Genomic DNA, 26,567 nt, shown 5'->3' with positions numbered 1-26,567 from the left:
AGGGACACCCAGGCAGCGCCCGGCCTCAAGCCGGGCGCTTTTTTCGCCATGCGCCCTGTTCCTGCATGCAGCATGCACGCCGCCATTGACCGCGCCGTGTGCCGTACCGGATAGTTCGCTCCGAGAGGGAGCGAAGACCGATGCCGCAGCCGAGACCGTCCACCGCGCTTGCCGGGCTCAAGGTACTGGATTTGACGCGGGTGCGAGCCGGGCCGACCTGCGTGCGCGTCTTCGCCGATTTCGGGGCCGACGTGATCAAGGTCGAGAGCCCGCCGGGGCTCGATCCCAACGAGAACATGAGCGGGCCGCGCCTCGGCTACGACATGCAGAACCTGCATCGCAACAAGCGCTCGCTCGCGCTGAACCTTAAGACGCCCGAAGGCAAGGCGATCCTGATGACGCTCGTCGACGAGGCCGATCTCGTCGTCGAGAACTTTCGCCCTGACGTGAAGGAGCGGCTCGGGCTCGATTTCGAGACGCTGCACGCGCGCAATCCGCGGCTGATCCTGGTCTCGATCTCTGGCTTCGGCCAGTCCGGCCCGTACCGGACGCGCGCCGGCTTCGACCAGATCGCGCAAGGCATGGGCGGGATGATGTCGGTGACCGGCCTGCCCGGCCAGGGGCCGGTGCGGGCGGGAATCGCGCTCGCCGATTCCTCGGCCGGGCTCTACGGCGCGGTCGGCGCGCTGGTCGCTCTGCAGGAGCGGGCGGTCTCGGGCAAGGGGCAGTGGGTGCAGACCTCGCTGCTCGAAGCCCAGATCGCGATGATGGATTTCCAGGCCGCACGCTATCTCGTCGAGGGCTCGGTGCCGCCGCAATCCGGCAACGACCACCCCTACCAGACGCCGATGGGCGTCTACCGGACACGCGACGGCGCGATCAATCTCGGTGTCGGAGGCGAGGAGCAATGGCGCGCGTTCTGCCGGGCGATCGGGCGGCCGGAATGGGGCTTGGATGCGCGCTATGACAGCTCGGAGAAGCGCTTCGCCCGCCGGCCGGAACTGCGGGAACTGATCGAGGAGGTCTTCGCCGCGGCCGACAGCGCCCATTGGCTGGAGGCGATGGAGCGCCATAGCGTCCCGGCCGGACCGATCTATGCGGTCGACGAGATGTTCGAGGACCCGCAGGTGCGCCATCTCGGCATCGCCAAGCCGCTGAACCACCCCGAGCTCGGCGATATCCGCCTGATCGGCCAGCCGGTGACGCTGTCGCGCACGCCGGCCGATGTCGCGACGCCGACGCCTGCGGCCGGCGCGCATAACGACGAGATCCTGGCCGAACTCGGCTATGACGAAACCGGGCTCGCGCGCTTGCGGGCCGATGGCGTGATCTGACGGAGAGCCTGCGTGAACGACGAAATCCTGTATGCGGTCGAGGGCGGGGTCGGCACGATCACGCTCAACCGGCCGCAAGCGCGCAACGCGCTGACCTTCGCCATGTATGAGCGCATCGCCGAGATCTGCCGCGACCCGGCCGCGCATGGCGATCCGCGCGTCATCGTCATGACCGGGGCGGGCGACAAGGCCTTCGCGGCCGGCACCGACATCGCCCAGTTCCGCGCCTTCTCCGGCGCCGAGGATGCGCTGGCTTATGAAGAGCGGATCGAAACCGTGATCGGCACGATCGAGAGCTGCCCGATGCCGACGCTGGCCGCGATCTCCGGCGCCTTCACCGGCGGCGGTGCGGCGATCGGGCTCGCCTGCGACCTGCGCATCGCGACGCAGACCGCGCGTTTCGGCTTCCCGATCGCGCGCACGCTCGGCAATTGCCTGTCGATGGAGAATTACGGGCGGCTCTACGCCATTCTCGGCCCGGCGCGGGTCAAGGACATCGTCTTCACCGCCCGGCTGGTCGAGGCGGAGGAGGGTGCACGGATCGGCCTCTATAACGAGCTGGTGCCGGATCATGAGGCGCTGATGCGGCGGGCCGGCGAGCTGGCGCAAACCATCGCCGGCCATGCGCCCTTGACGATGCGCGCGACCAAGGAGGCGATGCGCCGCCTGACCGCCGCCGCTGCCGCAGGTGTCGACGGCCACGATCTGGTGACGCTCTGCTACACCAGCGCCGATTTCCGTGAGGGCATGGAAGCCTTCCTGGGCAAGCGGACGCCGAACTGGAAGGGCAGATAGCGCCCTCCCAGTCTGCGAGATCGCTCAGGCCGGCTTCCCCAACTGGCCGAGCTCGTGCAGCAGGGCTGCGCCGGTGCGAACGCCGCTATGGAAGCAGTCCAGCGTCATGTTCTCGTTGGGGGCGTGGTTGGCCTCGTCGTGATTGGCGTAGGGCGTCACGAAGGCGGGGATGCCCAGGATCTTGGTGAAGACGTAGTTCGGCAGGCTGCCGAATCCGGCCGGGATCAATAGCGGCTCCTCGCCCTGCGCGGAGACGAAAGCGCGGCGCAGGGGCGCGGTATAGGGTGAGGCGATCGAGGTCTTGGAGGGCTGCATGCCCTTCTCTTCGGCGATGAACTCGACCTCCGGCGCGTGCTTCTCGACGTGAGCCCGGACCTTGCGCAGGATGTCCTCCGGGTCCTGCGCCTCGACGAGGCGGATGTCGCATTTCACCAGCGCCTCGTTCGGCAGCACGGTCTTGGTGCCCGGCCCGCCATAGCCGCCATGGAAGCCGTTGATGGTCAGCGTCGGCCGGAAGCAGAGGCGCTCGTAGAAGGGCCGGTCGGCTGGGGCGTCAAGACGGGTGAGGCCAACTCCCTTCTTGAAGGCCTCGATGTCGAGCGGCAGGCGCTCGACCGCCTCCAGCTCCTCCGCCGTCGGCGGTTCGACGGCATCGTGCAGGCCGTCGATGGTGATCTCGCCCTCGGGGTTCTTCATTGTCGCGAGCAGGTGGACCAGCGTCCAGATCGGGTTCGGCACGACGCCGCCGAAATTGCCGGAATGGACGTCGCGGCTGGCATGGCGGCAGCGCAGGTCGAAGGAGACCACGCCGCGCGAGCCGAACTTGATCGAGGGCGCGCCGCTGGCATGGCGCGGGCCGTCGGCCGTGACGGCGAGGTCGGCCTTGAGCAGATGCGGGTTGGCGCGCACGAAGCCGGCGATGTTCGGGCTGCCGATCTCCTCCTCGCCCTCAAGCACGAGGATGACGTTGCAAGGTAGCTCGCCATGGACCTTGAGATGGGATTCGATCGCGAGGATCTGAGCGAAATGCTGGCCCTTGTTGTCGCCGACGCCGCGCGCATAGAGCCGGCCATCGCGGATCGTCGGCTCGAAAGGCGGCGAGACCCATTTGTCGAGCGGGTCCGGCGGCTGCACGTCGTAATGGCCGTAGAGCAGCACGGTCGGCTTGCCCGGCGCCTTCTCCCAGCGCGCGACGACGACCGGGTGGCCCTCGGTCGGGATCAGGTTGGTTTCAAGGCCGATCTCCGTAAGCATGTCGACGAGCAGGACGCCGACCTCGGCGATGCCGATATTCTCGGCGCTGATGCTGGGATGGCGCAGATACGCGATGAGGCGATCGAGGAAAGTGCTGCGATTGGTCTCGATATGGTCGAAGACCGCGGCGAGTGCGTCTGAGGAAGCCATGACGATGCCTGACAGGAGAGGAATCCGTGCCTCCCGCCAGGCGGGGGCGCAAGCGGCGGCCGTGCGGCTACCAAGGGCAGCCTAGACGCGGGGCCATTGGTGCTCAAGCGTGAGCAGGTCGGTTGGGGTGACTGGCAGCCTTGCGATTTTCGCTGGGCGGTTTGCAGCTTGTTTTGTTCCTTATTTGTTCTATGATGGGTAGATGCAGTTCGTTCTCGACCTCGATGGTGGGCGAGAGTTTCGGCCGCGAGAAGGCCGCCGCCCGCCCCGCTATTTCTTCGCGCTCCTTCCGGATGCGGAGGCGAGGGCGCGGATCGATGGCCTGGCGCATGACCTGCACAAGCAGCTTCGTCCCTCAAGACCGCTGCGCGAACCTGACCAGTATCATGTGACGTTGCGAGGCATCGCTGCACCCGATGGGCCGTTCGGGCAGAGCGTCGCAATGGCACGCACGGTCGCCGACGCGATCCGGAAGACCTCTTTCGCCGTCATGTTCAATCAGGCGGCCAGCTTCGGCGCGGCGCCGAACTACGCATTTTCCCTCACGACGCGGGCGGACCTGCTCGCTGCCAATAGCTTGTCCACCACACTCCTTGATGCCTTGCGGCATGCCGGGCTCAAGGTCGACGGATCGAGCTTCCAGCCGCATGTGACGCTGTTCTACGACAAGGTGCGCCGCACGCCCATCGATCTGCCCGAGCTGCGCTGGCAGGTGCGCGAGTTCGTGCTGGTCGAGAGCATCGATAACAGGAAGTACGTAATCCTGGGCTCCTGGCCGCTCGACTGAACTCCATGCAGCCATGCAAGGCCGGTTTGCGGCAATCACGGCCGTGCGCCGTTGCTTTGAACGCGGCCGGCTCTATCGTTCGCGGCCGAAGCCTCACCCGATTCAGACGGAGCCTGTCATGGCCGATCTCTCCGCTTTCCCGATCACCAAGCGCTGGCCCGCCGCGCATCCCGACCGCACCCAGCTCTATTCGCTGCCGACGCCGAACGGTGTGAAGGTCTCGATCGCTCTGGAGGAGCTGGAACTCCCCTACGAGCCGCATCTCATCGATATCGGCAAGAACGAGACCTGGGGGCCGGAATTCCTGTCGCTGAACCCCAATGGCAAGATCCCTGCCATCATCGACCCCAACGGTCCGGACGGAAAGCCGTTCGGCCTGTGGGAATCCGGCGCGATCCTGCTCTATCTCGCCGAGAAGACCGGCAAGCTCCTGCCGAAGGACCCTGCCGCCCGCTACGAGACCATCCAGTGGGTGTTCTTCCAGATGGCGGCGATCGGGCCGATGTTCGGCCAGCTCGGCTTCTTCCATAAATTCGCTGGCCGCGAATACGAGGACAAGCGCCCGCGTGATCGCTACGCCAACGAGAGCAAGCGCCTGCTCGGCGTGCTGGAGAGCCGGCTGGCGAGCCATACCTGGATCATGGGCGACGACTACAGCATCGCCGATATCGCGATCCTCGGCTGGGTGCGCAATCTCGTCGGGTTCTATGGCGCGGGCGAGCTCGTCGACTATGCCAAGCTGACCCATGTGCCGATCTGGCTGGAGCGCTGCCTGTCGCGCCCGGCCGTGCAGCGCGGCCTCGACAGCCCGAAGCGTCCGGCCTGAGAGGTTCGCGACGTGGCTATCACGATCTACGGCATCAAGAACTGCGACACGATGAAGAAGGCGCGCTCCTGGCTCGACGGCCATGGCGTCGCCATTGCGTTTCACGACTACAAGGCGAGCGGGGTGGACAAGGCCTCGCTTGAGCGTTGGGTCAAGGAACACGGCTGGGAGACGGTGCTGAACCGCGCCGGCACCACCTTCCGTGCGCTGCCCGATGCCGAGAAGCAGGGGCTCGATGCGGATAAGGCGATCGCGCTGATGCTGGCGCAGCCTTCGATGATCAAGCGGCCGGTGCTCGACCTCGGCAAGGGCAAGACGATCGTCGGCTTCAAGCCGGAGATCTACGAGGCGGCTGTGCCGAAGGGCTAAAGCCCGCCCATGACGGGGCGGAACGGCCATCCGGCGCGCGGGTCTCTTCCCTAAACCCGCGCGCTGCTCTACCTCGCTGGCCATGACCGTTCAGCCCCAAGCCCTGCAGCCCGAAATCGCTGCCACACCCGAATTCACCTTCAAGGTCGCCGCTCGCGACGGCGCCGCGCGCACCGGCGCGATCAGCATGCCGCGCGGCGTCATCCGCACGCCGGCCTTCATGCCGGTCGGCACTGCCGCGACCGTGAAAGGCATGTATCCCGAGCAGGTGAGGGCGCTCGGCGCGGATGTCGTGCTCGGCAACACCTATCACCTGATGCTGCGGCCCGGTGCAGAGCGTGTCGCGAAGCTCGGCGGCCTTCACAAATTCATGAACTGGCCGCACCCGATCCTGACGGATTCCGGCGGGTTCCAGGTGATGTCGCTTGCCAATCTGCGCAAGCTGACCGAGGAGGGCGTGACCTTCCGCTCGCATATCGACGGCTCGAAGCATGTGCTGACGCCGGAGCGCTCGGTCGAGATCCAGAACCTGCTCGGCTCCGATATCGTGATGCAGCTCGACGAATGCGTGGCGCTGCCCTGCGAGGAGAAGGTGGCGGAGAAGGCGATGCGGCTGTCGCTGCGCTGGGCCGAACGCTGCAAAACGGCTTTCGGCGACCATCCGGGCCGGGCGCTGTTCGGCATCGTGCAGGGTGGGGACGTGCCGCATCTGCGCGTCGAGAGTGCGCGCGAGCTCGCCGCCATGGACCTCAAGGGCTATGCCGTCGGCGGGTTGGCCGTCGGCGAGCCACAGGACGTGATGCTGGCGATGATCGAGACGGTCGAGCCGCATCTGCCGCAGGAGAAGCCGCGCTACCTGATGGGCGTCGGCACACCCGACGACATCGTGAAATCGGTCGCACGGGGCATCGACATGTTCGATTGCGTGATGCCGACGCGGGCCGGGCGCCATGGCCAGATCTTCACCCGCTTCGGCCGGATGAACCTGAAGAACGCCAAGCACGCCGAAGACCCGCGTCCGATCGACGAGCAATCTTCCTGCCCGGCCGCCAATAGCTGGTCGCGCGCCTATCTGCACCATCTCGTCAAGGCCGAGGAGATGCTCGGCAAGATGCTGCTGACCTGGGTGAACCTCGCCTATTACCAGGACTTGATGGCCGGCCTGCGCTCGGCCATCGCTGCCGGGCGGCTCGACGATTTCATCGCGGAGACCCGCGAAGGCTGGGAAAGGGGCGAGCCGGCTTGAGCACGGGCCTCGCCCTGCTGCCTCTCAAGATGGCGCTCGCGGCCTCAGTGGTCGTGAGCTGCTCGATGCTGGCCGAGCGCGCCGGGCCGTTGATGGCGGCGATGATCGCGACCTTGCCGATCTCGCTCGGACCGGTCCTCGTCTTCCTGGCGCTCGACCATGGCCCGGATTTCATCGCGGGCGCCGCGCTCGGCACGATGAATGCCAATGCCACCCATGCCAGCTTCGTGCTGAGCTATGTGCTGCTGGCCCAGCGCCATGGCGTGGTCGCCTCCCTCGGCGGAGCGCTGGCGATCTGGACGGTGCTGCTGCTGGCTCTCCGCAGCATGGCGCTGCCTGTGCTCCCGCTCACGATGTTGACCGTGCTGGCGCTGTTCGTCGTGCACCAGCTGGTGCGGCCCTATCTCAAGGTGCGCGCCAAGCCGCCGGCCGGGATCTCGCGCTATGCCATCCCGATCCGCGCGGCCTGCGTCGCGGCGCTGGTCGGCATCGTGACCGGCCTCAGCGAACGCGTCGGCCCGCAATGGTCCGGCATCCTCGCCGGCTTGCCGATCATCCTGTCGAGCCTGATCATCATTCTGCATACGCGCGCCGGCGGCCCGGCCGCGGCGGCGGTCATCGGGAGCAGCGCACTCGGATTGCTGGGTGCCGGGCTGGGGCTGGCTGCCGTGCATCTCGCCGCCGTGCCCTGGGGCTCATGGACAGCGCTGGGGCTCGGCCTCGCCATTGCCGTGATCTGGAACCTGATCCTGCTCGGCCTTGCGCGTCGGTCGGCGCCATGACGCCACGAACAGGCCGCCGATGATCAGCACGATGCCGACGAGCTGAAGCGAGGAGGGGATCTCGCTCAGGATCGGGATGGCCAGCAGCGTACCGGTGACCGGGATCAGCGGCGGAAAACGTCCGACCACGGACGGCCCGAGCACATGCGCGGCCCAGCCCCAGACCCAGAGGCCGACGATGACGTTGAGCACGCCCTGGTTGAAGCCGTGCAAGGCGAGAACCCACCAGGGCGCGACGTCGAAGCCGCGAAAATAGAACAGGAAATAGATCGGCAGGTAGATGAGCGACAGGACCGAGACGATCGCCGTCGCCTTCAGCCCGTCGACCTGCCAGAGCTGGATCAGCAGCGGATAGAAACCCCAGAGCAGCCCGACGCCGAGAAAGCAGAGGTCGCCGCGCAGCGTCATGGCGCTCGCACCCGCACTGCCGGCGATGCCGAGGCAGATCAGGCCGCCGAGCACGCCGGCGACGCCGATCATCAATCGCCCGGTCAGGGCGGCGCCGAACATCACGACGGAGCCGATGATGCCGATCATCGTCACCGTGCCCGGCCCGATCGTGGCGCCATGGGCGGCGGGCGCCATGGTGAGCCCGGTCAGCATCAGATAGGTCATCGGGAAGCCGCTGCTCAGCGTGAGCCAGAACCCGCGCTTCCAGCCGACGCCGCCGCAGGAGGCCAGGCCCGGCCGCAGGAAGACCGGCAGGAGCAGCAGGCCGGCGATGGCGAAGCGCAGCGCCATCAGGTCGTGCTGGGTCAAGCCGTTGAGCACGGCGTGGCGGCTGATGACGAAATTGGAGCCGTAGATCAGCACCGCCAGCAGCATGCCCAGAGCCGCGAGGCGCTTGCGACGGCGCACCCTCGCATCGGTCTCGAGCATCGTGGCGGGGGTGATCTGATCCATCGCCCCTCTCTAGCGCCGGGCGAACGGGCCGGTTACGGGCCGGCGCGCATGGCGCCCGCGCGTGCGGCGGCAGACCGTATTTGCGCCCCGTTTCGGCCCTGCTGGTGCCCAGACGCGACGGCTTCCTTGCGCCGTGAGGTTCAAGGGGCGCAGCGATGCGGAGCGCAACCGATGTCGAGACAATCTGATTTTCCCGCGCCGGCCACGATGGCGGCGCGATTGGGGAGCGACCTGTTGCTCTCCCTGGGCATCGCGACGGCGACGGCCCTGCTGGTGATGGTGCCGGCTCTCCTATCCGATGCGGCGCCCGATGGTGCCAAGGCGCCAGCCCTGACCTTGCTGCGCGACGGCAAGATCGGCGACCGGCTCGCGGAAACCGGATGGGTCGATGAGGGGAGTTTCGAGGTCGGACGTCCACTCACGCCTGCGGCGCTGGCGATGCCGATGTCGCTTGCCTGGCCTGAGGAGGGCGATTGGACGCCATCGCAGGGTGCCGCTCAGGCCCGGGCGCGTGTTGCCGTGAACGTGGCAACATTGCCGCCGCGCCGTCTGGCGGTGCTGTCCAAGACAAAGGGGCAGGCGATCGGCGCGCCCCTGGTGATCCTGCCTCCGGCGGCTGTCACGGATGCGGAACCGTCTGGCGGCGAGCCCGCCGATTCATCGCTGCGCCAGTTCGTCGTCGCGCCAGTGATGAAGGTCGCCGACGCGGTGTCCGGTGCGGCCGGGAGCATGCAGGCGGCAGGCTCATGGACCCTGACGCAGGCGAACGGCCTGCTGCCGCGCTGGTGAGCGCGGCAGCGTGAGGCTTTCGATCAGGCCAGCGCCTTCAGCGCAGAGCGGCCGGCATAGACGGCCTGTGCGCCGAGCTCTTCCTCGATGCGCAGCAGCTGGTTGTACTTCGCGGTCCGGTCCGAACGGGCGAGCGAGCCGGTCTTGATCTGCCCGCAATTGGTGGCGACGGCGAGATCGGCGATGGTCGCATCCTCGGTCTCGCCCGAGCGGTGCGACATCACCGCGGTGTAGCCGGCGCGCTGCGCCATCTCGACGGCGGCGAGGGTCTCGGTCAGCGAGCCGATCTGGTTGACCTTGACCAGGATCGAGTTCGCCGTCTTCGTCCTGATGCCCTGCGACAGGCGGGTGACGTTGGTGACGAAGAGATCGTCGCCGACGAGCTGGCACTTCGAGCCGACGAGATCGGTCAGCGCCTTCCAGCCCTCCCAGTCGTCCTCGGCCATGCCGTCCTCGATCGAGACGATCGGGTAATTGCCGACGAGCTTGGCGAGGTACTTGGCCTGCGCCTTGGGATCGCGGGTCTTGCGCTCGCCCTCGTAGACGTAAGCGCCGTCCTTGAAGAACTCGGTCGCGGCGCAGTCGAGCGCCAGCGCGACATCCTCGCCCGCCTTGTAGCCGGCGGTCTCGATCGCCTGCATGACGAAGTCGAGCGCGGCCTCGGCCGACTTGATGTTCGGGGCGAAGCCGCCCTCGTCGCCGACATTGGTGTTGTGGCCGGCGTCGTGCAGCTTCTTCTTCAGCGTGTGGAAGATTTCCGAGCCCATGCGCAGGCCTTCCGCGAAGGAGGTCGCGCCGATCGGCATCACCATGAATTCCTGGAAGTCGATCGGGTTGTCGGCATGGGCGCCGCCATTGACGATGTTCATCATCGGCACGGGCAGGACACGGGCCGAGGTGCCGCCGACATAGCGATAGAGCGGCAGGCCGGACGCCTCGGCGGCGGCCTTGGCGACGGCGAGCGAGACGCCGAGGATGGCGTTGGCGCCGAGCTTCGACTTGTTGGGGGTGCCGTCGAGATCGATCATCACCTGGTCGATCGCGGTCTGGTCCTCGGCATCCATGGCGACGATCGCTTCGGCGATGGAAACGTTGACCGCCTCGACCGCCTTGAGGACGCCCTTGCCGAGATAGCGCGACTTGTCGCCGTCGCGCAGCTCGACCGCCTCATGCGCGCCAGTCGAAGCGCCCGACGGAACGGCGGCGCGGCCCATCGAGCCGTCTTCCAGCACAACATCGACCTCGACCGTCGGATTGCCGCGGGAATCGAGGATCTGGCGTCCGATGATGTCGATGATCGCGGTCATGGCAGGCTCCGGAAGAGGCGGGGCGAATGGATAAGGCGCTTCTAGCCAACAGCCTGCCGCGGGGAAAGCCTCAATCGGCAGGCCGGTGCCGGTGGGGCGGCCCCCGATGGCGCGCGGCTTGCGGATTGACCGGTTGTTCCGACGCTTCGTCCCATCGGGAAACGATCATGTTCCAGACCATGCCTAACCGCCGCCGACCCTCACTCGCCTCTGTCCTGTTCTGGTCCGGCCTGACCGTCCTGTGGTGGGCGGGTCTTTGCCTCGCTGCGGGGCGGCCGGTCTGGCTCTGGTAGGTCCTGTTCCTCTTCCGGCAGGCCGAGATAGCCGCCGAGCAGGAAGCCGGCCTGGAGGGCGAAGAGGTATCCGATCCAGACGAGCACGACGAACAGGCCGAGCTCGCCGCGGATGATCCATGTCGGGAAAGCGATGAGCGTGACCGCGGCGCTGGCGAGAATGATGGCCGGATAGCCGTAGGACAAGCCGATCAGAAGGCCGATCAGGAACAAGATGCCGGCAATGATCATGGAGTTCGGTCTAGGCTTCTGATTGCGCGAGTTAGACCTGGAACATGCTGCCTATCCGCACAAATATGCGTGTGGAAATTCCGGAAATATTTAAGCAAACAACCCGGCTTAATTGCGCAGAACTTGAGGCTTTCATCGAACGCTTCATTTGCGAACGGGTGGTCGTTCGCACAGTTGCGGGCGCCGGGCTGGACTGCTTTCCCATGCCGCAAACGGCGGCAGTTCCCATATCGGCCGGAGATGCTCTAGAACCCCGCCAAATCCAGGAGCATCCCATGACCATCGACGCCTCGACCTTGCAGCTCGGCCAGAGCAGCGCCTTGCCCGCTTCGCCGGAGGAGGCGCGGCTGGACCGCGTGCCCAATCCGCATGCCGGCACGCACTATCTCGCCCGTTTCACCTGTCCGGAATTCACCTCGATCTGCCCGGTCACCGGCCAGCCCGATTTCGGGATCCTCGTCATCGACTATCTGCCGGGCAAATGGCTGGTCGAGTCGAAGTCGCTGAAGCTCTATCTCGCCTCGTTCCGCAACCACGGCGCTTTCCACGAGGACTGCACCGTCGGGATCGGCAAGCGGCTGGTCGACCTGCTGGAGCCGGAATGGTTCCGCATCGGCGGCTACTGGTATCCGCGCGGCGGCATCCCGATCGACGTGTTCTGGCAGACGGGGGAGCCGCCGAAGGGCCTCTGGCTCCCCGACCAGGGCGTCGCGCCCTATCGCGGGCGCTGAGCCTCAGCCGCGCCGAGCATCGGCAGGATGCGCGGCGCGGCAAAGCCGAGCAGTCCGATCCCGACGGCAAAAAGGCTGACGGCGCCGGTCGTGCCGAGCAGGGCGAGCGCTGTGCCCATCAGCACGGGGCCGAGCGCATGGCCTGCAAAAAGCGAGCAGGCGAACAGCGAGACCGCAGAGCCGCGGGCCTCGGGCGCGAGTTCGGTCGCCTGCGCCTGGAACGTGCCGTGCATCAGAAAGAAGCCGAAGCCGTTGACCACGAAGAAGGGCACGGCGCTCCACCACGGCAGGAAGGGCAGCGCAAACAGCCCATAGCCGATCGCCATCAGGACGCCGCCGACGATCGGCATGCGGGCGGGGCCGATCCGATCGACCAGGATACGGGTCGAGAGACCGTAGATCAGCCCGCCGATGCCCGTTCCGGCGATGACCAAACCGGCGAGCGACGGGCCGATGCCGGCCCGCTCCTGCAGGATCGCGGCGACGAAGGGAGGCATGCCGAAGATCAGGCTGCCTTCGGTGATGACCAGCGCATAGAGCAGCTTCGAGCGCGGGTTCGAGAAGACGGCCGCGTAACTGGCGATCGCTCCCCGCAGTGTCGGACGGCGACGTACCGCCCCGGCACGGGGCCGCATCGTCAAGGTGAGCATCAGGAGCGCGAGCCCGGCAATGCCGCCCGCCATCAGGAAGACGCCCCGCCAGCCGACATATTCGGCGATCACGCCGGAACAGGCGGCGCCCGCCATCTGACCGAAGATCATGATGACGGTGAAGCGGCCGAGCGTGATCTGGCGTTGTGCCATGGTCGCGCGATCGCCGATCGCCGCCATCGCGATCGGGATAATCCCACCGGCGACGATCCCGCTGGCGGCGCGGAGCGCGAGCAAGGCCTCGAAATTCGGCGCGAAGGAGCAGGCGATCGACAGCAGGACCAGAAGGGCGAGGCAGGTGCCGATCGTGCGGATCTTGCCGACCGCGTCGGCGATCGGGCCGAGGATCGGCTGCCCGAAAGCGTAGGAGAAGGAGAATGCCGTCGCCATTACCGCGACCTGCGCGATCGACCGGGCAAAATGACCGGCGAGCGTCGGCACCAGCGGATCGATGAGCCGCATGGTGAAGGTCGAGGCGAAGCCACAGGCTCCCAGGACGAGAACGAGCGTTCGTAGCGATGTCGTCGATGGGTCTGCCGACGAAGCGGGTTCAGACATCAGCGACGGCCGCCGGGGCGGTCCGCGACTTGGCCAGGCGGTCGAAGCCCTGAAGCTCCTCGATCAGCGCTTTGAACTCCGATAGCGGCACCATGTTGGGGCCGTCCGACGGTGCCTTGTCGGGATCGGGATGGGTCTCGATGAAGAGGCCGGCGACACCGACGGCGACCGCCGCGCGGGACAGCACCGGCACGAATTCGCGCTGGCCGCCGGTCGAGGCGCCCTTGCCGCCGGGCTGCTGCACCGAATGGGTGGCGTCGAAGATCACGGGCGCGCCGATTTCGGCCATGGTCGGCAGGGCGCGCATGTCGGAGACCAGCGTGTTGTAGCCGAAGGAGGCGCCGCGCTCGGTCAGCATCACGTTCGGATTGCCGCTCTCGGTCACTTTGGCCGCGACATTGACCATGTCCCAGGGCGCGAGGAACTGGCCCTTCTTGACGTTGACGACGCGGCCGGTCTTCGCGGCAGCGACGAGCAGGTCGGTCTGGCGGCAGAGGAAGGCCGGGATCTGGAGGATGTCGACCACTTCGGCCACGGGTGCGCATTGATCGGCTTCGTGGACATCGGTCACGACCGGCAGGCCCGTGCGTTCGCGGATCTCGGCATAGACGGGCAGGCCGGCCTTCATTCCCATGCCGCGGGCGCCCTTGACGCTGGTGCGGTTGGCCTTGTCGAAGGAGGCCTTGAAGACGAGGCCGATATTCAGCTCCGCCGCGATCTCCTTCAGCGCCAGCGCGCATTCGAGCGCGTGGTCGCGGCTTTCCATCTGGCAGGGTCCGGCGATCAGGGCGAGCGGCAATGCATTGCCGAAGCGCACAGGGCGGGCGAGATCCTCGCCGATGGTCACGATGGCGTTGGGAGTCATGGCGGCGTCCTTGTCCGGCGGGCTGCCGGGCTTATGTCTGTGAGCCCTGCCGGGTCAAGTCAGGGCAGCCCTGCGGACAGCTTATGGATCAAGCTTGCCTTCAAACGGGCTGGCGAAGCAGGGGCGAGGTCTGTAAATTCACAGGCGAAGCACTATCTCGGGTGGCGATGCAGGATCGATGGATACGGCGCGGACGGGAATGATGCAGTCAGGCCAGGACAGGGCAAGCCAGGCAGGGCGTCCGGTGCGCGCGGGCGACGGGCTCACCATGGCCGATCGCCCCAGGCGCGGCCAGCCGCCGAACGATGGCGGCGGGCGCGAAGGCAACGGGCGCGAGGGCAGCGGCACTGCCGTCCTCACCCGGACGCGGACGCGCAAGCCCAATCTCTATCGCGTCCTGCTGCTCAACGACGACTACACGCCGATGGAGTTCGTCGTTCACGTTCTGGAGCGCTTCTTCAACAAGGACCGCTCCGAAGCCACGCAGATCATGATGCATGTGCATCAGAACGGCGTCGGCGAATGCGGCGTCTTTACCTACGAAGTCGCCGAGACCAAGGTTACGCTCGTCATGGATCTGGCGCGCAAGCACATGCATCCGCTGCAATGCGTGATGGAGAAAAAGTAGTCTTGGGTCATCGAGTTCTTTTGGAAATCAGATAGGAGCGCGCCCCTTGCCGAGTTTCTCGCGCAGTCTCGAACAGGCGCTTCACCGGGCTCTGGCTCTGGCCAATGAGCGCCGTCACGAATACGCCACCCTCGAACACCTCCTGCTTGCGCTGGTCGATGACCAGGACGCGGCCGCGGTGATGCGCGCCTGCAGCGTCGATCTCGACCTGCTCAGGCGCAATCTCGTCGACTATATCGACGCGGAATTGACCAATCTCGTCACCGACGGGCGTGACGATTCCAAACCGACCGCCGGCTTCCAGCGCGTCATCCAGCGCGCGGTGATCCATGTCCAGTCGTCCGGTCGCGAGGAGGTGACCGGCGCGAACGTGCTCGTCGCGATGTTCGCTGAGCGCGAGAGCCACGCCGCCTATTTCCTGCAGGAGCAGGACATGACCCGCTACGACGCGGTCAACTACATCAGCCACGGCATCGCCAAGCGCCCCGGCGCGAGCGAGAGCCGGCCTGTCCGCGGTTCCGAGGAGGAGGGCGAACCGCAGCGCGAGCAGCGCGCCGAGCAGGGCCAGGCCGAGGACAAGGACAAGAAGAAAAAGGAAAGCGCGCTCGACGCTTACTGCGTCAACCTCAACCGGAAGGCGAGGGACGGGCGTATCGATCCGCTGATCGGCCGCGAGGCCGAGGTGCAGCGCACGATCCAGATCCTGTGCCGTCGCCAGAAGAACAACCCGCTGCTGGTCGGCGACCCCGGCGTCGGCAAGACCGCGATCGCCGAGGGCCTCGCCCTCAAGATCACCCGCGGCGAGGTGCCCGAGGTGCTGGAGGACGCGACCGTCTTCTCGCTCGACATGGGCACTTTGCTCGCCGGCACGCGCTATCGCGGCGATTTCGAGGAACGCCTCAAGCAGGTGATGAAGGAGATCGAACAGCACCCGAAGGCGATCATGTTCATCGACGAGATCCACACGGTGATCGGCGCCGGTGCGACCTCGGGCGGCGCGATGGACGCCTCGAACCTGCTCAAGCCCGCGCTGGCCTCGGGCTCGCTGCGCTGCATCGGCTCGACCACCTACAAGGAATACCGCCAGTATTTCGAGAAGGACCGGGCGCTGGTGCGTCGCTTCCAGAAGATCGACGTCAACGAGCCATCGGTGCCGGACACGATCGAGATCCTCAAGGGGCTGAAGCCCTATTTCGAGGAGTTCCACAAGCTGCGCTACACCAACGACGCCATCAAGGCGGCGGTGGAGCTCTCGGCCCGCTACATCCATGACCGCAAGCTGCCCGACAAGGCGATCGACGTGATCGACGAGACCGGCGCCTCGCAGATGCTGGTGACCGAAGCCAAGCGCAAGAAGACGATCGGGGTCAAGGAGATCGAGGCCGCGATCGCGACCATGGCCCGCATCCCGGCCAAGACCGTCTCGAAGGACGATGCCGAGGTGCTGCGCAACCTCGAGACGACGCTGAAGCGCACGGTCTACGGCCAGGAGAAGGCGATCGAGGCGTTGTCCTCGGCGATCAAGCTCGCCCGCGCCGGCCTGCGCGACGGCGAGAAGCCGATCGGCAGCTATCTCTTCGCCGGTCCGACCGGCGTCGGCAAGACCGAGGTCGCGCGCCAGCTCGCCTCTTCGCTCGGCGTCGAGCTGATCCGCTTCGACATGTCGGAATACATGGAGCGCCACACCGTCTCGCGATTGATCGGCGCGCCTCCCGGCTACGTCGGTTTCGATCAGGGTGGGCTCCTGACCGACCAGATCGACCAGCATCCGCATAGCGTGCTGCTGCTCGACGAGATCGAGAAGGCTCATCCCGACCTGTTCAACATCCTCCTGCAGGTGATGGACCACGGCAAGCTGACCGACAACAACGGCAAGCAGGTCGATTTCAGGAACGTCATCCTGATCATGACCACCAATGCCGGCGCCGCCGACATGGCCCGCAACGCCTATGGCTTCACCCGAACCAAGCGCGAGGGCGACGATACCGAGGCGATCAACAAGCTGTTCGCGCCGGAATTCCGCAACCGGCTCGATTCGGTCATCTCCTTCGGCCATCTGCCGAAGACGGTGGTCGCCCGCGTCGTCGACAAGTTCGTGCTCCAGCTCGAGGCGCAGCTCGCCGACCGCAACGTCACGATCGAGCTCTCGGACGAGGCGCGCGAATGGCTGGTCGAGAACGGCTATGACGAGGCGATGGGCGCCCGCCCGATGGCCCGCCTGATCCAGCAGACGATCAAGACACCGCTCGCCGACGAAGTGCTGTTCGGCCGTCTGAAGAGCGGCGGCGCGGTGAAGGTCGTCGTCGTCCAGTCCGAGACCGGCATCAAGGTGCTCGGCCTCGAATTCCCGGACGGGCCGGCCAGGCCCAAGCCGGAGAAGGATGTCGAGGCGGCAACCGCCAAGCGTGTGCCGAAGCCGCGCGCGAAAGCGGCTGCCACCGGCAAAACGACCAAGACTCCGCCGCGGCGAGCGCCTAAAGGTGGCGGCACTCCGGGTGGGACGGGTGGCGCAGCGAAGGCCTCGGCCAAGACCGTCCGCACCGTTCCCAAGGTCCCGCTGACGAAGGCGTAAGGCACCGTGCTGTTCAAACGAAAGACCGCAAGCCTCGCCGCCGAGAGCGGCGAGGTGCTTCAGGAGGCTCCGGCCCCGGCCTCGGCTCCCGCTCGCCCGGCCAAGGAAAAGCTCGGCTGGTTCGAAAAGCGCGACCGCCGCCGGCGGCGCCGCAAGATTTTCGAAGAAGTGCTGGGCTGGATCCTGGTGCCGGCCCTCATCTATCTGATCTATCTGGGCGTCCAGGCTGTCGGTGGCATTCCCAAGGAATTGATCGATTTCGCCAACGAGATCATCGCCATTGCGATGAAGGGCGGCAAAGGCTGAGAGGACGCACGCCCCGCGCTTGCAAGAGATGCAGAGCCGGCCGGCCTGCCGGTGCCTAGGCAAGCGTCACGTGCATGAGCGATAGAGGAATGGGCTCGAATTGTTCCGGGCCGGAATCCTGTCGAACCCACTCCGCCCCGATGGCCTCATGAGCGTATCCGCCGACTGGAGCTGGCAGCGTGTCGCGCTGGCCGGCATGCGCGATGCGCTGATGCTGCCGGCCTGGATCGTCGGCTTTGGGTTGATCGGCATCGGCTCGCTCGCCCGCGATGTCGGCTATCCCGTCGATGTCGCCGTGCTCTCCACGATCCTGGTCTGGGCCGGCCCCTCGCAGGTGCTGTTCTTCGCCTCGATCGCAGCCGGTGCCGCCTGGAGCGCGATCGTGATCGCGATCGCCTTCGCCTCGCTGCGCTTCCTGCCGATGACGATGGCGATCCTGCCGCTGCTGCGCCGGCCCGGCCAGAGCATCTGGCAGCAGCTTCTCCTTGCGCATTACGTTGCCGTGACCGCCTGGAGCGAGGGCCTGCGGCGCCTGCCTGGCATCGCGCCGCATCAGCGCGTCGCCTATTTCCTCGGCTTCGCCAATACCTGCATGGTGGTGAGCTCGATCGGCACCTTCGCCGGCTATTACCTGCTGGGCGCGCTCCCGATCCCCTTCGCGGCAGGGCTGCTCTGCCTCACGCCGATGTTCTTCCTGGTCTCGCTGATCGCAGGCCTGCGCCATCGCGGCGATGTGGCCGCGCTGATCCTCGGGCTGGCCTTCGCTCCGGTCTGCGAGCACTTCATCGGCGGCGGCTTCGACCTGATCGTCGCCGGGCTCGCCGCCGGAAGCCTGGCCTTTCTCATCGGGCGGAAACGGAAGCCGGCATGACCCAGCCGATCGCCATGCTCGACGGGCCGCTCTGGCCCTATCTCGCGCTGATGCTGTTCGCCGTGCTGCCGACGGAGATCTGGCGCTGGCTTGCGGTGGGCTTCTCGCGCGGGCTCTCCAACGATTCGCCGTTGCTCGAATGGGTGAGGGCGGTCGCGACCGCGCTGCTCGCCGGGATCGTCGCCAAGCTGATGGTCTCGCCGCCGGGCGTGCTCGCGGCGGCTCCAGGATGGGTGCGCGTCGCAGCGCTGGCGGCGGCGGCCGCCGTCATGCTGTTCGACAAGCGCCGGATGATGCTCGCGGTGCTCGCCGGCGAAATGATCCTGATCGGCGGTGTCTGGCTCTTCGCGGCAGGTTAGGCTGCTTCCAGCAACCGCCGGACATGGCCGAGCTTGTCGGGGTTGCGGATGATGTAGACCGCGGTGACGCGCCCGTCGCGGATGTCGAAGGCCGTGGCCTGCACGGTCTCGCCGCGCTCCAGGCTGACATAGCCGGGCAGCCCGTTGATCATCACGAATTCATAGCGTGTGGTCGAACGGCCCTCCCGCTCGACATGGCGGCCGATGCCTTCAAAGAATCGGCCGATCTTGTCGCTGCCGAGGATCGGGTTCAGCACCGAATTGACCTTGCCGCCGCCATCGGCGCGCAGGATCGCGTCATGGGCGAGCATGCTCTTCAGGATCGTGGCATCGGTGCTGTGAGCGGCCTGGAAGAAGGCCTGGGCGTAGCGACGCGCTTCGTCAGGCGAGAGCGGATGGCGCGGGCCGTCCTCCTCCCTCGCATGGCGGCGTGCCCGTGAAACGAGCTGCCGGCAGGTCGCCTCGCTGCGCCCGAGCGTATCGGCGATCTCCGAAAAGGGCAGGTCGAAGACGTCGTGCAGCAGGAAGGCCGCGCGCTCCAATGGCGAGAGCCGTTCCAGCGCGAGCTGCAGCGCATAGGGCACGTCGATCGCCTCGTCGGCGCTGGGCGCGCCGCCGATGGCCTCGATCAAGGGCTCGGGCAGCCAGGCGCCGACATAGGTCTCGCGCTTGCGCCGTGCCGATTTCATCAGGTCGAGGCAGAGCCGCGTGACCACGCGCCCGAGCCAGGCGCGCGGGTTCGCGATCGCCTCCGGCGCAGCGCCATGCCAGCGCAGCCAGGCATCCTGCACCACATCCTCGGCGTCGCTGAGCGAGCCGAGCATGCGGTAGGCGAGGCGGGTCAGGTAGGACCGGTTCGCCTCGAAAGGGCTGGCAGGCGCGCCTGTCATGCGCGCCGGGTTGGTGTCATCAGGCGGCAGCCTCGGTCTTGTGCGGCCGGTCGGCCGGATGGCGCGTGCGGAAGCCGACATTGACGCGGTTCCAAGTGTTGATCGCGCCGATGGCGAAGGACAGGTCGACGCTGTCCTTCTCGTTGAAATGCTCGCGGAGCTCGGCATAGGCGGCGTCGCTCGGGCTGCGCTCGGAGGCGCGGGTCAGCTCTTCCGTCCAGCGCAGGGCGGCGCGCTCGCGTGGCGTATAGAGCTCGGACTCCTCCCAGGCATTGAGCAGGTTGATGCGTGCCTCGGTCTCGCCGGCCTTGCGCGCGTCGAGCACGTGCATGTGCAGGCAATAGGCGCAGCGGTTGATCTGCGAGGCGCGGATCTTCACCAGCTCCATCAGGCGGTGCTCCAGCGCCGACTTGTTGACGTAGTCCTGCAGGACCAGCATGGCCTTGTAGGCTTCGGGCGCGATCTGGAAGGCGTTGAGGCGTTGGCTCATGATTGTCTCCATCGGTTGATGACGACAAGACGAAGCAGCTCACCCCGCTGTGACATGGTCCGTCAGATTTTTTTCAGGGCCTCGCGGATTTTCTCGGCATTGTTGGCGAGCACCTCGTTTCTCTCCATCGTGCCGGTATGCGGGCGCAGTGCCACGCCGTCGAAGCGCGGCATGACATGGACATGGAGATGGAACACCACCTGGCCGCCCGCCGCCTCGTTGAACTGCTGGATGGTGACGCCTTCGGCCGAGAACGCGGCCTTCACGGCGCGCGCCAGCTTCTGGGTGGTCAGCGCCACCGCCTTGAGCGCATCGGCGGGGGCATCGAAGACATTGCGGCAGGCAGCCTTGGGGACCACCAGCACATGGCCGTCGGCGCGCGGCATGATATCCATGATCGCGAGCGTATCAGTGTCCTCGTAGACGGTGTGGGAGGGCAGTTCGCCGCGCAGGATCTTGGCGAAGACATTGGACGGATCATAGGCGGTCATGGCGGGTCCGGCAGGATCGAAAACGGAAGGCGCAAGCTGCGGCGCGCCAGCCGGGGCGTCAAGGCCGCGAACCGGCTGATGCCCCCGCCTCAGGCGCCGAGCAGCAGCAGCGCCTCGACATGGGCGTCGAGCACGAGGTCATCGTGCGCGCGCATCACCTGAAACTCCGTCACGGCGAGGTTGAGCAAAGGCTTGTTCCACCAGCGTGTGATGATGTCGGCCAGTGCCGTGGTCTCAGTCGCATCGAGATCGTCGGTGAGGTTGTAGAGCCCGACGAGCCAGAGGTCACCCGGCGCCCGGTCGAAGGCGGCCTGAACTTGCTGCAACGTGTTCCGGCCGGCGCGCTTCTCCGGATAGACCGCGAGATAGAGCCGGCCGCGATTGACGTTGCCGGAGAAGAGCCCGCGCAATTCCACCGCGAAGGGCTCGATCTTATGCAGGGCTTCGTGTGTTTGACTCGAGATCGTTGGAGGCTCGGCAAGGCCGAGCGACCCGCAGATTGTCGCGTGCAGACGGTTCTGCCGCTTCGGCAGGATGTCCCAGGCGATCTTGCCGGCGAAGGGGGCCGCCTTCAACTCGTTCTCCAGCGCGAGGAAGGCTGGAGAGGCGCGCAAGGCCTGGTCTTCCAACGGCAGGACCAGCGAGTAGACCGCCGGGTGCCGGCCCATCTCGTAGAACTTGCCCTCGCGCCGGGCGATGACACCGGGATGCTCCGGGGCAACCAATGGCAGATGCGCCAGCCGGTAGCTCTCGTCGAGCGTCAGCGGGCTCGTGAAATCGGTGAGGCTGCGGCGATAGCCGAGTTCGTTGTCCTCGCAGAAGACGGGCGTCGCGGAGACCGGGCTTGCAAGGGTGGCGTCAGTCATCGGCGGTGCCCGTCTTGCGGAAGGGGCTTTCGGCTGCCAGCGCTTCGCGCGCTGCCGCGATCTGCTCGCGCTCCTGCGCGAGATAGGCGGCGACGGGGCGGCGCAGGCCAGGATCGGCGATCTGGTGCAGCGAGCGGGTGATCACCGGCCGATAGCCGCGCGCTAGCTTGTGCTCGCCCTGCGCGCCGGCCTCGACGCGGGCGAGGCCATGCGCGATCGCATAATCGATGGCCTGATGGTAGCAGACCTCGAAATGCAGGAAGGGGTGATCCTCGATGCAGCCCCAGTTGCGGCCGTAGAGGGTGTTGGCGCCGCGGAAATTGATGGCGCCGGCGATATGGCGCCCGGCGCGTTTCGCCATCATCAGGACGATACGCTCGCCCATCGCCGCGCCGACCGCTGAGAAGAACGCGCGGTTGAGATAGGGCCGGCCCCATTTGCGCGCGCCGGTATCCTCGTAGAACGAGAAGAAATCGTCCCAGACCGCCTCGGTGAGATCATTGCCGGAGAGGACATCGATACTGATGCCGGCCGAAAGCGCTTCGCGCCGTTCGCGCTTCAGCGCCTTGCGCTTGCGTGAGGCCAGCGTCGCGAGGAAGTCGTCATAGCTGCCGAAGGCCTCGTTCTGCCAATGGAACTGCAGATCGTTGCGCTCGATATAGCCGGCCTGTTGCAGGGCGGCGATGTCCGGCTCCTGCGCGAAGGTGACATGGACCGAGGAGGATTGAGTCTGCCCCCGCAGCGCCTCCAGCCCGTCGATCAGGGCGGCGCGGGCCTCATCGGCGCGCGGGCCGTCCGCGACCAGCAGGCGCGGACCGGTTGCCGGGGTGAAGGGCGCCGCGACCAACAGCTTGGGGTAATAGCGCCCGCCGGCGCGCTCATAGGCATCGGCCCAGCCATGGTCGAAGACATATTCGCCCTGGCTGTGGCTCTTCAGGAAGCTGGGTGCTGCGGCCAGGAGCTGGCCGGCCTCATCCTCGACCAGGAGATAGGCCGGCGACCAGCCGGTGCGGCCGCCGATGCAGCGGCTGTCCTCCAGCGCCATCAGGAATTCATGGCTGACGAAGGGATTGTCCCGGTCTAGCGCGGGAGCATCCGAAGGCGCGGCGGACGCCGAGATTGCGTCCGCCAGTGCGTGGGGATTGGCGCAGGCGTTCCATGCGCCTGCGGGGACGGCCTTGAGGGAGGTCGCGACACGAACGGTGAGATCGCCGTTCCCCGCTTCGCTCAAGGGCGAAAACCCTCGAAGACCATCTGGTCGGCCATGGCGGCGGCCCGCTGCCGCTCTTCCGGCGTGCGCACGGTCCAGCTCATCAGCGGCAAACCGAGCGCGTTGCGGCAGAGATAGGGGGCGGCGCTGTCGAGATCGGTGACCTTCCAGGAGATGAAGTCCGGCCGGCTCTCGGTGAAGTGCAGCAGATTGGCGAGGGCATGCTTCCGCTCGACTGAAAGCTTGTCGTAATCGCCGTAATCATAGGCGTTCATCGCCACGATGCCGCGCGGAATCTGCGGGGCGAGCTCACGCAACGCCGTCACGATCGCGGGATCGAAGGATTTGATCACGATCGGATGGCTCTTGTAGCTCGCGAGGACCTCGACTGTCCGCCTGGTCAGGGCGAGGTCACCATCAAAGCGGCTCTTGATCTCGACCACGAGCGGCACGCGCCCGCCGATCAGGTCGAGGAAGGCCGACAGCGTCAGGATTTTGTCGCTTGAACCCTTGAGCGTGATTGCAGTGAGTTCCGCAGCTTTGCGCGCGACGACGGCTCCCGTCTCGCCCGTCAGACGGTCGAGCACGAAATCGTGGAACACGACCGCTTCGCCATCGGCGGTGAGCTGGACGTCGCATTCGATGCCGAAGCCGCCGGCGATCGCGGCCGTGGCGGCGGAGGGGCTGTTCTCGATCACGCCGGCAGCGAGATCGTGCAGGCCGCGATGGGCGATCGGCTTCGCCACCAGCCAGCCCAGATCGGGCCGGCCGGCGTCCTTGAGCGTTCCCGCTGTCATCAGGCGATCTCGAACATCGCTTCGACTTCGACGGCGGCATCGGCCGGCAATTCGGCGACGCCCACGGTCGAACGGGCATGGCGGCCCTTGTCGCCGAGGACCTCGACCATCAGGTCGGAGGCGCCGTTCATGATCGCCGGGAGCGCGGCGAAATGCGGGGTGGCATTGATGAAGCCGCCGAGGCGGACGCAGCGCACGATGCGGCCGAGATCGCCGCCGAGCGCGGCCTTGGCCTGCGCGAGAACGTTGATGGCGCAGAGGCGGGCGGCTTCGAGGCCGGCCTCGTTGAAGATTTCGGCGCCGAGCTTGCCCTTGTGCTTGTCCGCGAGCTTGCCGTCGAGTCCGAAGCAGATCTGGCCGGAGATGACCAGCAGGTTGCCGGTGATCACATAGGGCACATAGTTGGCGATGGGCGCGGCCGGGGATGGCAGGGTGATGCCGAGTTCGGCGAGGCGGGTATCGGCGGCGTTCATGAGCTTGGCTCCGCGAGCGAGGCAGGGTGCCTTCGGGCATGCCTTTCATGGCCGAAGCGGACGACCCTCGCAAGCATCGGGGCATGTCGGGCGGGCAGGGCTGATGCGATGCTCAAGAGCGGGGGCTTCGCCATGTTTGCGCCATTGCCGCGATGCACCTAGATTTCGCACAGGTCACAATGGACAAGCGGCGCATGAACGGAACAGTCTCGAAGCTCGCGACGAAGGCGAGCGGGGTTTTCGCGGGGGCGCTGGTTCTGGCCGCGGCGCCCGCCTGGGCTCAGGCAGCGACGGAGCGGGTGGTGCTCGCGCCGCATCGTGCGGTCTATGATCTCGTGCTCGACAACGGCAAACCGTCCGGGAATATCGAGACCGCGAAGGGCCGCATCGCCTTCGAGTTCACCGGCGATGCCTGCGAGGGCTATGCGCTGTCCTTTCGGCAGGTGACGCAGCTCGGCACCGAGGCCGGGCCACGCCTGATCGACGCCCGCACCACCAGCTTCGAGGCCGGCGACGGCGCGAATTACCGCTTCAAGACCGAAAGCACCGCGGGCGGCGCCAAGCCCGATACCGTCGACGGCACCGCGCAGAAGAACGGCAGCGGTTATGAGGTGAAGCTGCGCCAGCCCAAGGCCGAGATCTATCGCGAGGCGAATGACGCGTTGTTCCCGAACGCGCAGATGAAGGCCGTGATCCAGGCTGCGCGCGCCGGCCAGAAGACGCTGAGCGTGCGCCTCTATGACGGTGCGAATTCCGGCAAGGAGGTCTATGACACGCTCTCGATCATCGGAAAGCGCATCGAGGCGGAGCCTTCCGAGAAGCCGCTGCAGCGCCCCGAATTCGAGAAGATGGCGCGCTGGCCAGTGACGATCTCCTATTTCAAGGCGGGATCGGGCGAATCGACGCCGGCCTACAGCATCGCCTTCGAGCTCTACGAGAACGGCGTCACCGGCGCGATCCGGCTCGATTACGGTTCGTTCGCGCTGCGCGGCACGCTCACGCGTCTGGATCTTCTTCCTCAGGAGCCTTGCGCGAAATAGCGGGTTCCGACGAGCGACGCTGCGGCAATCTGAGGCTCAGGCCCTTGCCGATCGCCTCGTCGCCGAAGCGGGCACGCAGCTTGTCGAGCGCGCCCTCCATCGCCTTGAGACGCGGTGTCGCGGTGTCGGCGAGATCGCCGTGGTCGGCGGCCTCCGGTGGGCTGAAGTCGCTCGCGCCGATGCCGATCAACCGGTAATGCGCCCCGTTGCATTCGCGCTTCAGCAAGTCGCGCCCCGCCGTGAAGAGGCGGGCGGCGAGCTGCGTCGGTTCCGGCAGGCGGGCGGCGCGGGTGATGATCTGGAAATCGGCGGTCTTCAGCTTCAGGGTGATGGTCCGGCCGGCAAGCTCCTGTGCTTTCAGCCGTTTCGAGGTCTTCTCGCAGAGCCGCCACAGGATCGGCTCGAGCTCCTCGAAGCGGGCGAGATCGACGTCGAGCGTGGTCTCGCTTGAGACGCTCTTGGTCTCGCGCTCGGGCGTGACCTGGCGGGTATCGATGCCGTTGGCGAGATTGCGCAAGCGCGGGCCGTCCTTGCCGGCGAGCTTGAAGAGCTTGTCGACGGGCGCCTCACGCAGGTCGCCGATGAGCTTGAAGCCGCCTTCCGCCAGTCTCGCGACGCCGGCCGGGCCCATGCCGGGGATCAGGCTGATCGGCTTCCCCGCGAGGAAGGCTATCGCCTCCGCCCGCCCGATGATCGAGAAGCCGCGCGGCTTGTCGAGATCGGAGGCGACCTTGGCCAGGAACTTGGCATAGGACAAACCGACCGAGATGGTGATGCCGAGCTCGGCCTCGATATGTCCCGCGAAGCGCGCCAGCGTCACCGCCGGGCTGGCATGGTGCAGCCGCTCCGTGCCGGAAAGATCGAGGAAAGCCTCATCGATCGAGAGCGGCTCGACCAGCGGCGTCAATTCGCGCATCAACTGCCGGACCTCGCGGCCGACCGCGACGTATTTCGCCATGTTGGGCTTGACCACCACGGCTTCCGGGCAGGCCTTCAGCGCCTTGAACATCGGCATGGCCGAGCGCACGCCATAGGTGCGGGCGATGTAGCAGCAGGTCGAGACCACGCCGCGCTTGCCGCCGCCGACGATGACCGGCTTGTCCTGCAATGAGGGATCGTCGCGCTTCTCGATCGTGGCGTAGAAGGCGTCGCAATCGATATGGGCGAGGCTCAAGCTGTCGCGCTCGGCATGGCCGAGCAATCGCGGCGAGCCGCAGGCCGGGCAGCGCTTCGGCGGGCCGAGCGCTTCGTGGTCCGCCAGGCAGTCGCGGCAGAGCCAGCGCGACGAGGGCGCGCCCGCGCTCAAGAGAAGTCGTCCGGCTCCGGCCCGGAGAGGACGCGCCTGGCATCGGCGACGATTTCGGGATTCAGCCTTAAATTTCCGGCAAATTCCAGGAGGAGCGAATCGCTCGAGCCGATATGGTCGAGCACGGCGGCGAGGAAGCCGGGCTCGCCGGCAGCCTGGCGCAGATTGGCCGGGTTGAGGCCGGTCGTGCTCAGAAACGGCTCGATCCGCTCGGGTTCGGAAGCCAGGAAGGCCAGAGCCTGCAGCGCGAGCGCCTCTGCCTCGTCCGTTGTGGGGCGTCGTATCATGGGATGGAGTCGCGTATCCGGTTTGCGTTTCGTCAACTGCTCGCGTGCTACGCAATCATCTGATGATGCCGCCAATTTGGAAAGCCCGCCATCGGTGTGGCGCTCCCGGCG

Annotated in this window: 30 protein-coding genes; 15 read left to right on the top strand and 15 right to left on the bottom strand. The window is 66.7% G+C overall.

Features of this window, described 5'->3' with window-relative positions:
* Positions 1-140: 140 nt before the first annotated feature.
* Both BLQ70_RS21225 and BLQ70_RS21220 read left to right on the top strand, forming a co-directional pair.
* Positions 141-1,334 carry a CaiB/BaiF CoA transferase family protein gene (locus BLQ70_RS21225; protein WP_091861071.1) on the top strand — a complete coding sequence of 398 codons (1,194 nt, stop codon included), beginning with the start codon at positions 141-143 and terminating at the stop codon, positions 1,332-1,334.
* A 12-nt stretch (positions 1,335-1,346) separates the two neighbouring features.
* Positions 1,347-2,129 carry an enoyl-CoA hydratase/isomerase family protein gene (locus BLQ70_RS21220; protein WP_091861068.1) on the top strand — a complete coding sequence of 261 codons (783 nt, stop codon included), beginning with the start codon at positions 1,347-1,349 and terminating at the stop codon, positions 2,127-2,129.
* A gap of 24 nt (positions 2,130-2,153) precedes the next feature.
* On the opposite strand, the gene BLQ70_RS21215 is transcribed toward BLQ70_RS21220, so the two are convergent.
* A complete protein-coding gene (locus BLQ70_RS21215) occupies positions 2,154-3,533 on the bottom strand; it encodes a M20/M25/M40 family metallo-hydrolase (RefSeq protein WP_091861065.1) in 1,380 nt (459 codons plus the stop codon).
* A gap of 202 nt (positions 3,534-3,735) precedes the next feature.
* Here BLQ70_RS21215 and BLQ70_RS21210 point away from each other — a divergent pair, with 202 nt between their 5' ends.
* The 5 genes from BLQ70_RS21210 to BLQ70_RS21190 all read left to right on the top strand — a co-directional run bounded on the left by BLQ70_RS21210 (position 3,736) and on the right by BLQ70_RS21190 (position 7,543).
* Positions 3,736-4,320 carry a 2'-5' RNA ligase family protein gene (locus tag BLQ70_RS21210; protein WP_091861062.1) on the top strand — a complete coding sequence of 195 codons (585 nt, stop codon included), beginning with the start codon at positions 3,736-3,738 and terminating at the stop codon, positions 4,318-4,320.
* 118 nt (positions 4,321-4,438) lie between these two features.
* The gene (locus tag BLQ70_RS21205) at positions 4,439-5,146 is read left to right on the top strand and encodes a glutathione S-transferase N-terminal domain-containing protein (RefSeq protein WP_091861058.1); all 708 of its coding nucleotides are present in this window, start codon (positions 4,439-4,441) and stop codon (positions 5,144-5,146) included.
* Positions 5,147-5,158: 12 nt separating this feature from the next.
* Positions 5,159-5,515, top strand: a complete 357-nt coding sequence (locus tag BLQ70_RS21200; RefSeq protein WP_091861055.1) for an ArsC family reductase — start codon at positions 5,159-5,161, stop codon at positions 5,513-5,515.
* Between the two features lie 82 nt (positions 5,516-5,597).
* On the top strand, positions 5,598-6,761 hold the full coding sequence (gene tgt, locus BLQ70_RS21195) for a tRNA guanosine(34) transglycosylase Tgt (protein ID WP_061967543.1): 1,164 nt from the start codon (positions 5,598-5,600) through the stop codon (positions 6,759-6,761).
* Positions 6,758-7,543 carry a hypothetical protein gene (locus BLQ70_RS21190; RefSeq protein WP_061967544.1) on the top strand — a complete coding sequence of 262 codons (786 nt, stop codon included), beginning with the start codon at positions 6,758-6,760 and terminating at the stop codon, positions 7,541-7,543. Before tgt ends, BLQ70_RS21190 begins: the two co-directional genes overlap by 4 nt.
* On the opposite strand, the gene BLQ70_RS21185 is transcribed toward BLQ70_RS21190, so the two are convergent.
* Complete coding sequence (locus BLQ70_RS21185; protein WP_091861051.1) at positions 7,457-8,446, bottom strand: DMT family transporter; 990 nt, start codon at positions 8,444-8,446, stop codon at positions 7,457-7,459. The genes BLQ70_RS21190 and BLQ70_RS21185 overlap by 87 nt on opposite strands.
* Positions 8,447-8,665: 219 nt before the next feature.
* On the opposite strand from BLQ70_RS21185, the gene BLQ70_RS21180 reads away from it, so the two are divergent.
* Positions 8,666-9,235, top strand: coding sequence for a hypothetical protein (locus BLQ70_RS21180; RefSeq protein WP_139163614.1), 570 nt, complete (start codon positions 8,666-8,668; stop codon positions 9,233-9,235).
* A gap of 23 nt (positions 9,236-9,258) precedes the next feature.
* Here the strand turns inward: BLQ70_RS21180 and eno are convergent, their stop codons facing one another.
* Complete coding sequence (gene eno, locus BLQ70_RS21175) at positions 9,259-10,542, bottom strand: phosphopyruvate hydratase (protein WP_091861043.1); 1,284 nt, start codon at positions 10,540-10,542, stop codon at positions 9,259-9,261.
* A 200-nt stretch (positions 10,543-10,742) separates the two neighbouring features.
* Positions 10,743-11,066: a hypothetical protein gene (locus tag BLQ70_RS21170; RefSeq protein WP_061967550.1), complete on the bottom strand. Its 324-nt coding sequence runs from the start codon at positions 11,064-11,066 to the stop codon at positions 10,743-10,745.
* A 275-nt stretch (positions 11,067-11,341) separates the two neighbouring features.
* On the opposite strand from BLQ70_RS21170, the gene queF reads away from it, so the two are divergent.
* A complete protein-coding gene (queF, locus tag BLQ70_RS21165; protein WP_061967552.1) occupies positions 11,342-11,797 on the top strand; it encodes a preQ(1) synthase in 456 nt (151 codons plus the stop codon).
* On the opposite strand, the gene BLQ70_RS21160 is transcribed toward queF, so the two are convergent.
* Positions 11,782-13,005, bottom strand: coding sequence for an MFS transporter (locus BLQ70_RS21160; protein ID WP_091861040.1), 1,224 nt, complete (start codon positions 13,003-13,005; stop codon positions 11,782-11,784). The genes queF and BLQ70_RS21160 overlap by 16 nt on opposite strands.
* Entirely contained in the window at positions 12,998-13,870 is an 873-nt protein-coding gene (gene kdsA / locus BLQ70_RS21155) for a 3-deoxy-8-phosphooctulonate synthase (protein WP_091861037.1), read from the bottom strand. Before kdsA ends, BLQ70_RS21160 begins: the two co-directional genes overlap by 8 nt.
* A 268-nt stretch (positions 13,871-14,138) precedes the next feature.
* On the opposite strand from kdsA, the gene clpS reads away from it, so the two are divergent.
* From clpS to BLQ70_RS21130, 5 genes are all read left to right on the top strand, one after another.
* The gene (clpS, locus tag BLQ70_RS21150; protein WP_082617444.1) at positions 14,139-14,498 is read left to right on the top strand and encodes an ATP-dependent Clp protease adapter ClpS; all 360 of its coding nucleotides are present in this window, start codon (positions 14,139-14,141) and stop codon (positions 14,496-14,498) included.
* Between the two features lie 46 nt (positions 14,499-14,544).
* The gene (gene clpA / locus BLQ70_RS21145; protein WP_091861035.1) at positions 14,545-17,070 is read left to right on the top strand and encodes an ATP-dependent Clp protease ATP-binding subunit ClpA; all 2,526 of its coding nucleotides are present in this window, start codon (positions 14,545-14,547) and stop codon (positions 17,068-17,070) included.
* Positions 17,071-17,076: 6 nt separating this feature from the next.
* Entirely contained in the window at positions 17,077-17,376 is a 300-nt protein-coding gene (locus tag BLQ70_RS21140) for a hypothetical protein (protein WP_091861032.1), read from the top strand.
* A 148-nt stretch (positions 17,377-17,524) separates the two neighbouring features.
* Positions 17,525-18,247 (top strand): AzlC family ABC transporter permease, encoded by a 723-nt coding sequence (locus tag BLQ70_RS21135; protein WP_091861029.1) that lies wholly within the window; start codon positions 17,525-17,527, stop codon positions 18,245-18,247.
* The gene (locus tag BLQ70_RS21130) at positions 18,244-18,606 is read left to right on the top strand and encodes an AzlD domain-containing protein (protein WP_061967563.1); all 363 of its coding nucleotides are present in this window, start codon (positions 18,244-18,246) and stop codon (positions 18,604-18,606) included. Before BLQ70_RS21135 ends, BLQ70_RS21130 begins: the two co-directional genes overlap by 4 nt.
* Here the strand turns inward: BLQ70_RS21130 and BLQ70_RS21125 are convergent.
* The 7 genes from BLQ70_RS21125 to BLQ70_RS21095 all read right to left on the bottom strand — a co-directional run bounded on the left by BLQ70_RS21125 (position 18,603) and on the right by BLQ70_RS21095 (position 23,823).
* Complete coding sequence (locus BLQ70_RS21125) at positions 18,603-19,496, bottom strand: sigma-70 family RNA polymerase sigma factor (RefSeq protein WP_091861026.1); 894 nt, start codon at positions 19,494-19,496, stop codon at positions 18,603-18,605. The genes BLQ70_RS21130 and BLQ70_RS21125 overlap by 4 nt on opposite strands.
* Before the next feature lie 19 nt (positions 19,497-19,515).
* Positions 19,516-19,986 carry a carboxymuconolactone decarboxylase family protein gene (locus BLQ70_RS21120; RefSeq protein WP_091861443.1) on the bottom strand — a complete coding sequence of 157 codons (471 nt, stop codon included), beginning with the start codon at positions 19,984-19,986 and terminating at the stop codon, positions 19,516-19,518.
* A gap of 62 nt (positions 19,987-20,048) precedes the next feature.
* A complete protein-coding gene (locus BLQ70_RS21115; RefSeq protein ID WP_091861023.1) occupies positions 20,049-20,477 on the bottom strand; it encodes an HIT family protein in 429 nt (142 codons plus the stop codon).
* A gap of 89 nt (positions 20,478-20,566) precedes the next feature.
* Positions 20,567-21,343, bottom strand: coding sequence for a hypothetical protein (locus tag BLQ70_RS21110; RefSeq protein WP_091861020.1), 777 nt, complete (start codon positions 21,341-21,343; stop codon positions 20,567-20,569).
* Entirely contained in the window at positions 21,336-22,574 is a 1,239-nt protein-coding gene (locus BLQ70_RS21105) for a GNAT family N-acetyltransferase (protein ID WP_091861017.1), read from the bottom strand. Before BLQ70_RS21105 ends, BLQ70_RS21110 begins: the two co-directional genes overlap by 8 nt.
* The gene (locus BLQ70_RS21100; protein ID WP_091861015.1) at positions 22,571-23,350 is read right to left on the bottom strand and encodes a glycerophosphodiester phosphodiesterase family protein; all 780 of its coding nucleotides are present in this window, start codon (positions 23,348-23,350) and stop codon (positions 22,571-22,573) included. Before BLQ70_RS21100 ends, BLQ70_RS21105 begins: the two co-directional genes overlap by 4 nt.
* Positions 23,350-23,823 (bottom strand): RidA family protein, encoded by a 474-nt coding sequence (locus tag BLQ70_RS21095; RefSeq protein ID WP_061967573.1) that lies wholly within the window; start codon positions 23,821-23,823, stop codon positions 23,350-23,352. Before BLQ70_RS21095 ends, BLQ70_RS21100 begins: the two co-directional genes overlap by 1 nt.
* Positions 23,824-24,017: 194 nt before the next feature.
* On the opposite strand from BLQ70_RS21095, the gene BLQ70_RS21090 reads away from it, so the two are divergent.
* On the top strand, positions 24,018-24,863 hold the full coding sequence (locus BLQ70_RS21090; protein ID WP_170843492.1) for a cell envelope integrity EipB family protein: 846 nt from the start codon (positions 24,018-24,020) through the stop codon (positions 24,861-24,863).
* Here BLQ70_RS21090 and BLQ70_RS21085 read toward each other — a convergent pair.
* Both BLQ70_RS21085 and BLQ70_RS21080 read right to left on the bottom strand, forming a co-directional pair.
* On the bottom strand, positions 24,820-26,169 hold the full coding sequence (locus BLQ70_RS21085; protein WP_091861009.1) for a DNA polymerase IV: 1,350 nt from the start codon (positions 26,167-26,169) through the stop codon (positions 24,820-24,822). The two genes, BLQ70_RS21090 and BLQ70_RS21085, sit on opposite strands and share 44 nt — an antisense overlap.
* Entirely contained in the window at positions 26,166-26,456 is a 291-nt protein-coding gene (locus tag BLQ70_RS21080) for a DUF3572 domain-containing protein (protein WP_091861006.1), read from the bottom strand. Before BLQ70_RS21080 ends, BLQ70_RS21085 begins: the two co-directional genes overlap by 4 nt.
* Positions 26,457-26,567 lie beyond the last annotated feature (111 nt).

Origin of the sequence: Allobosea robiniae (assembly GCF_900102525.1) — a bacterium.
Classification (GTDB): domain Bacteria; phylum Pseudomonadota; class Alphaproteobacteria; order Rhizobiales; family Beijerinckiaceae; genus Allobosea; species Allobosea robiniae.
This window is presented reverse-complemented; position numbering and strand designations above follow the sequence as displayed.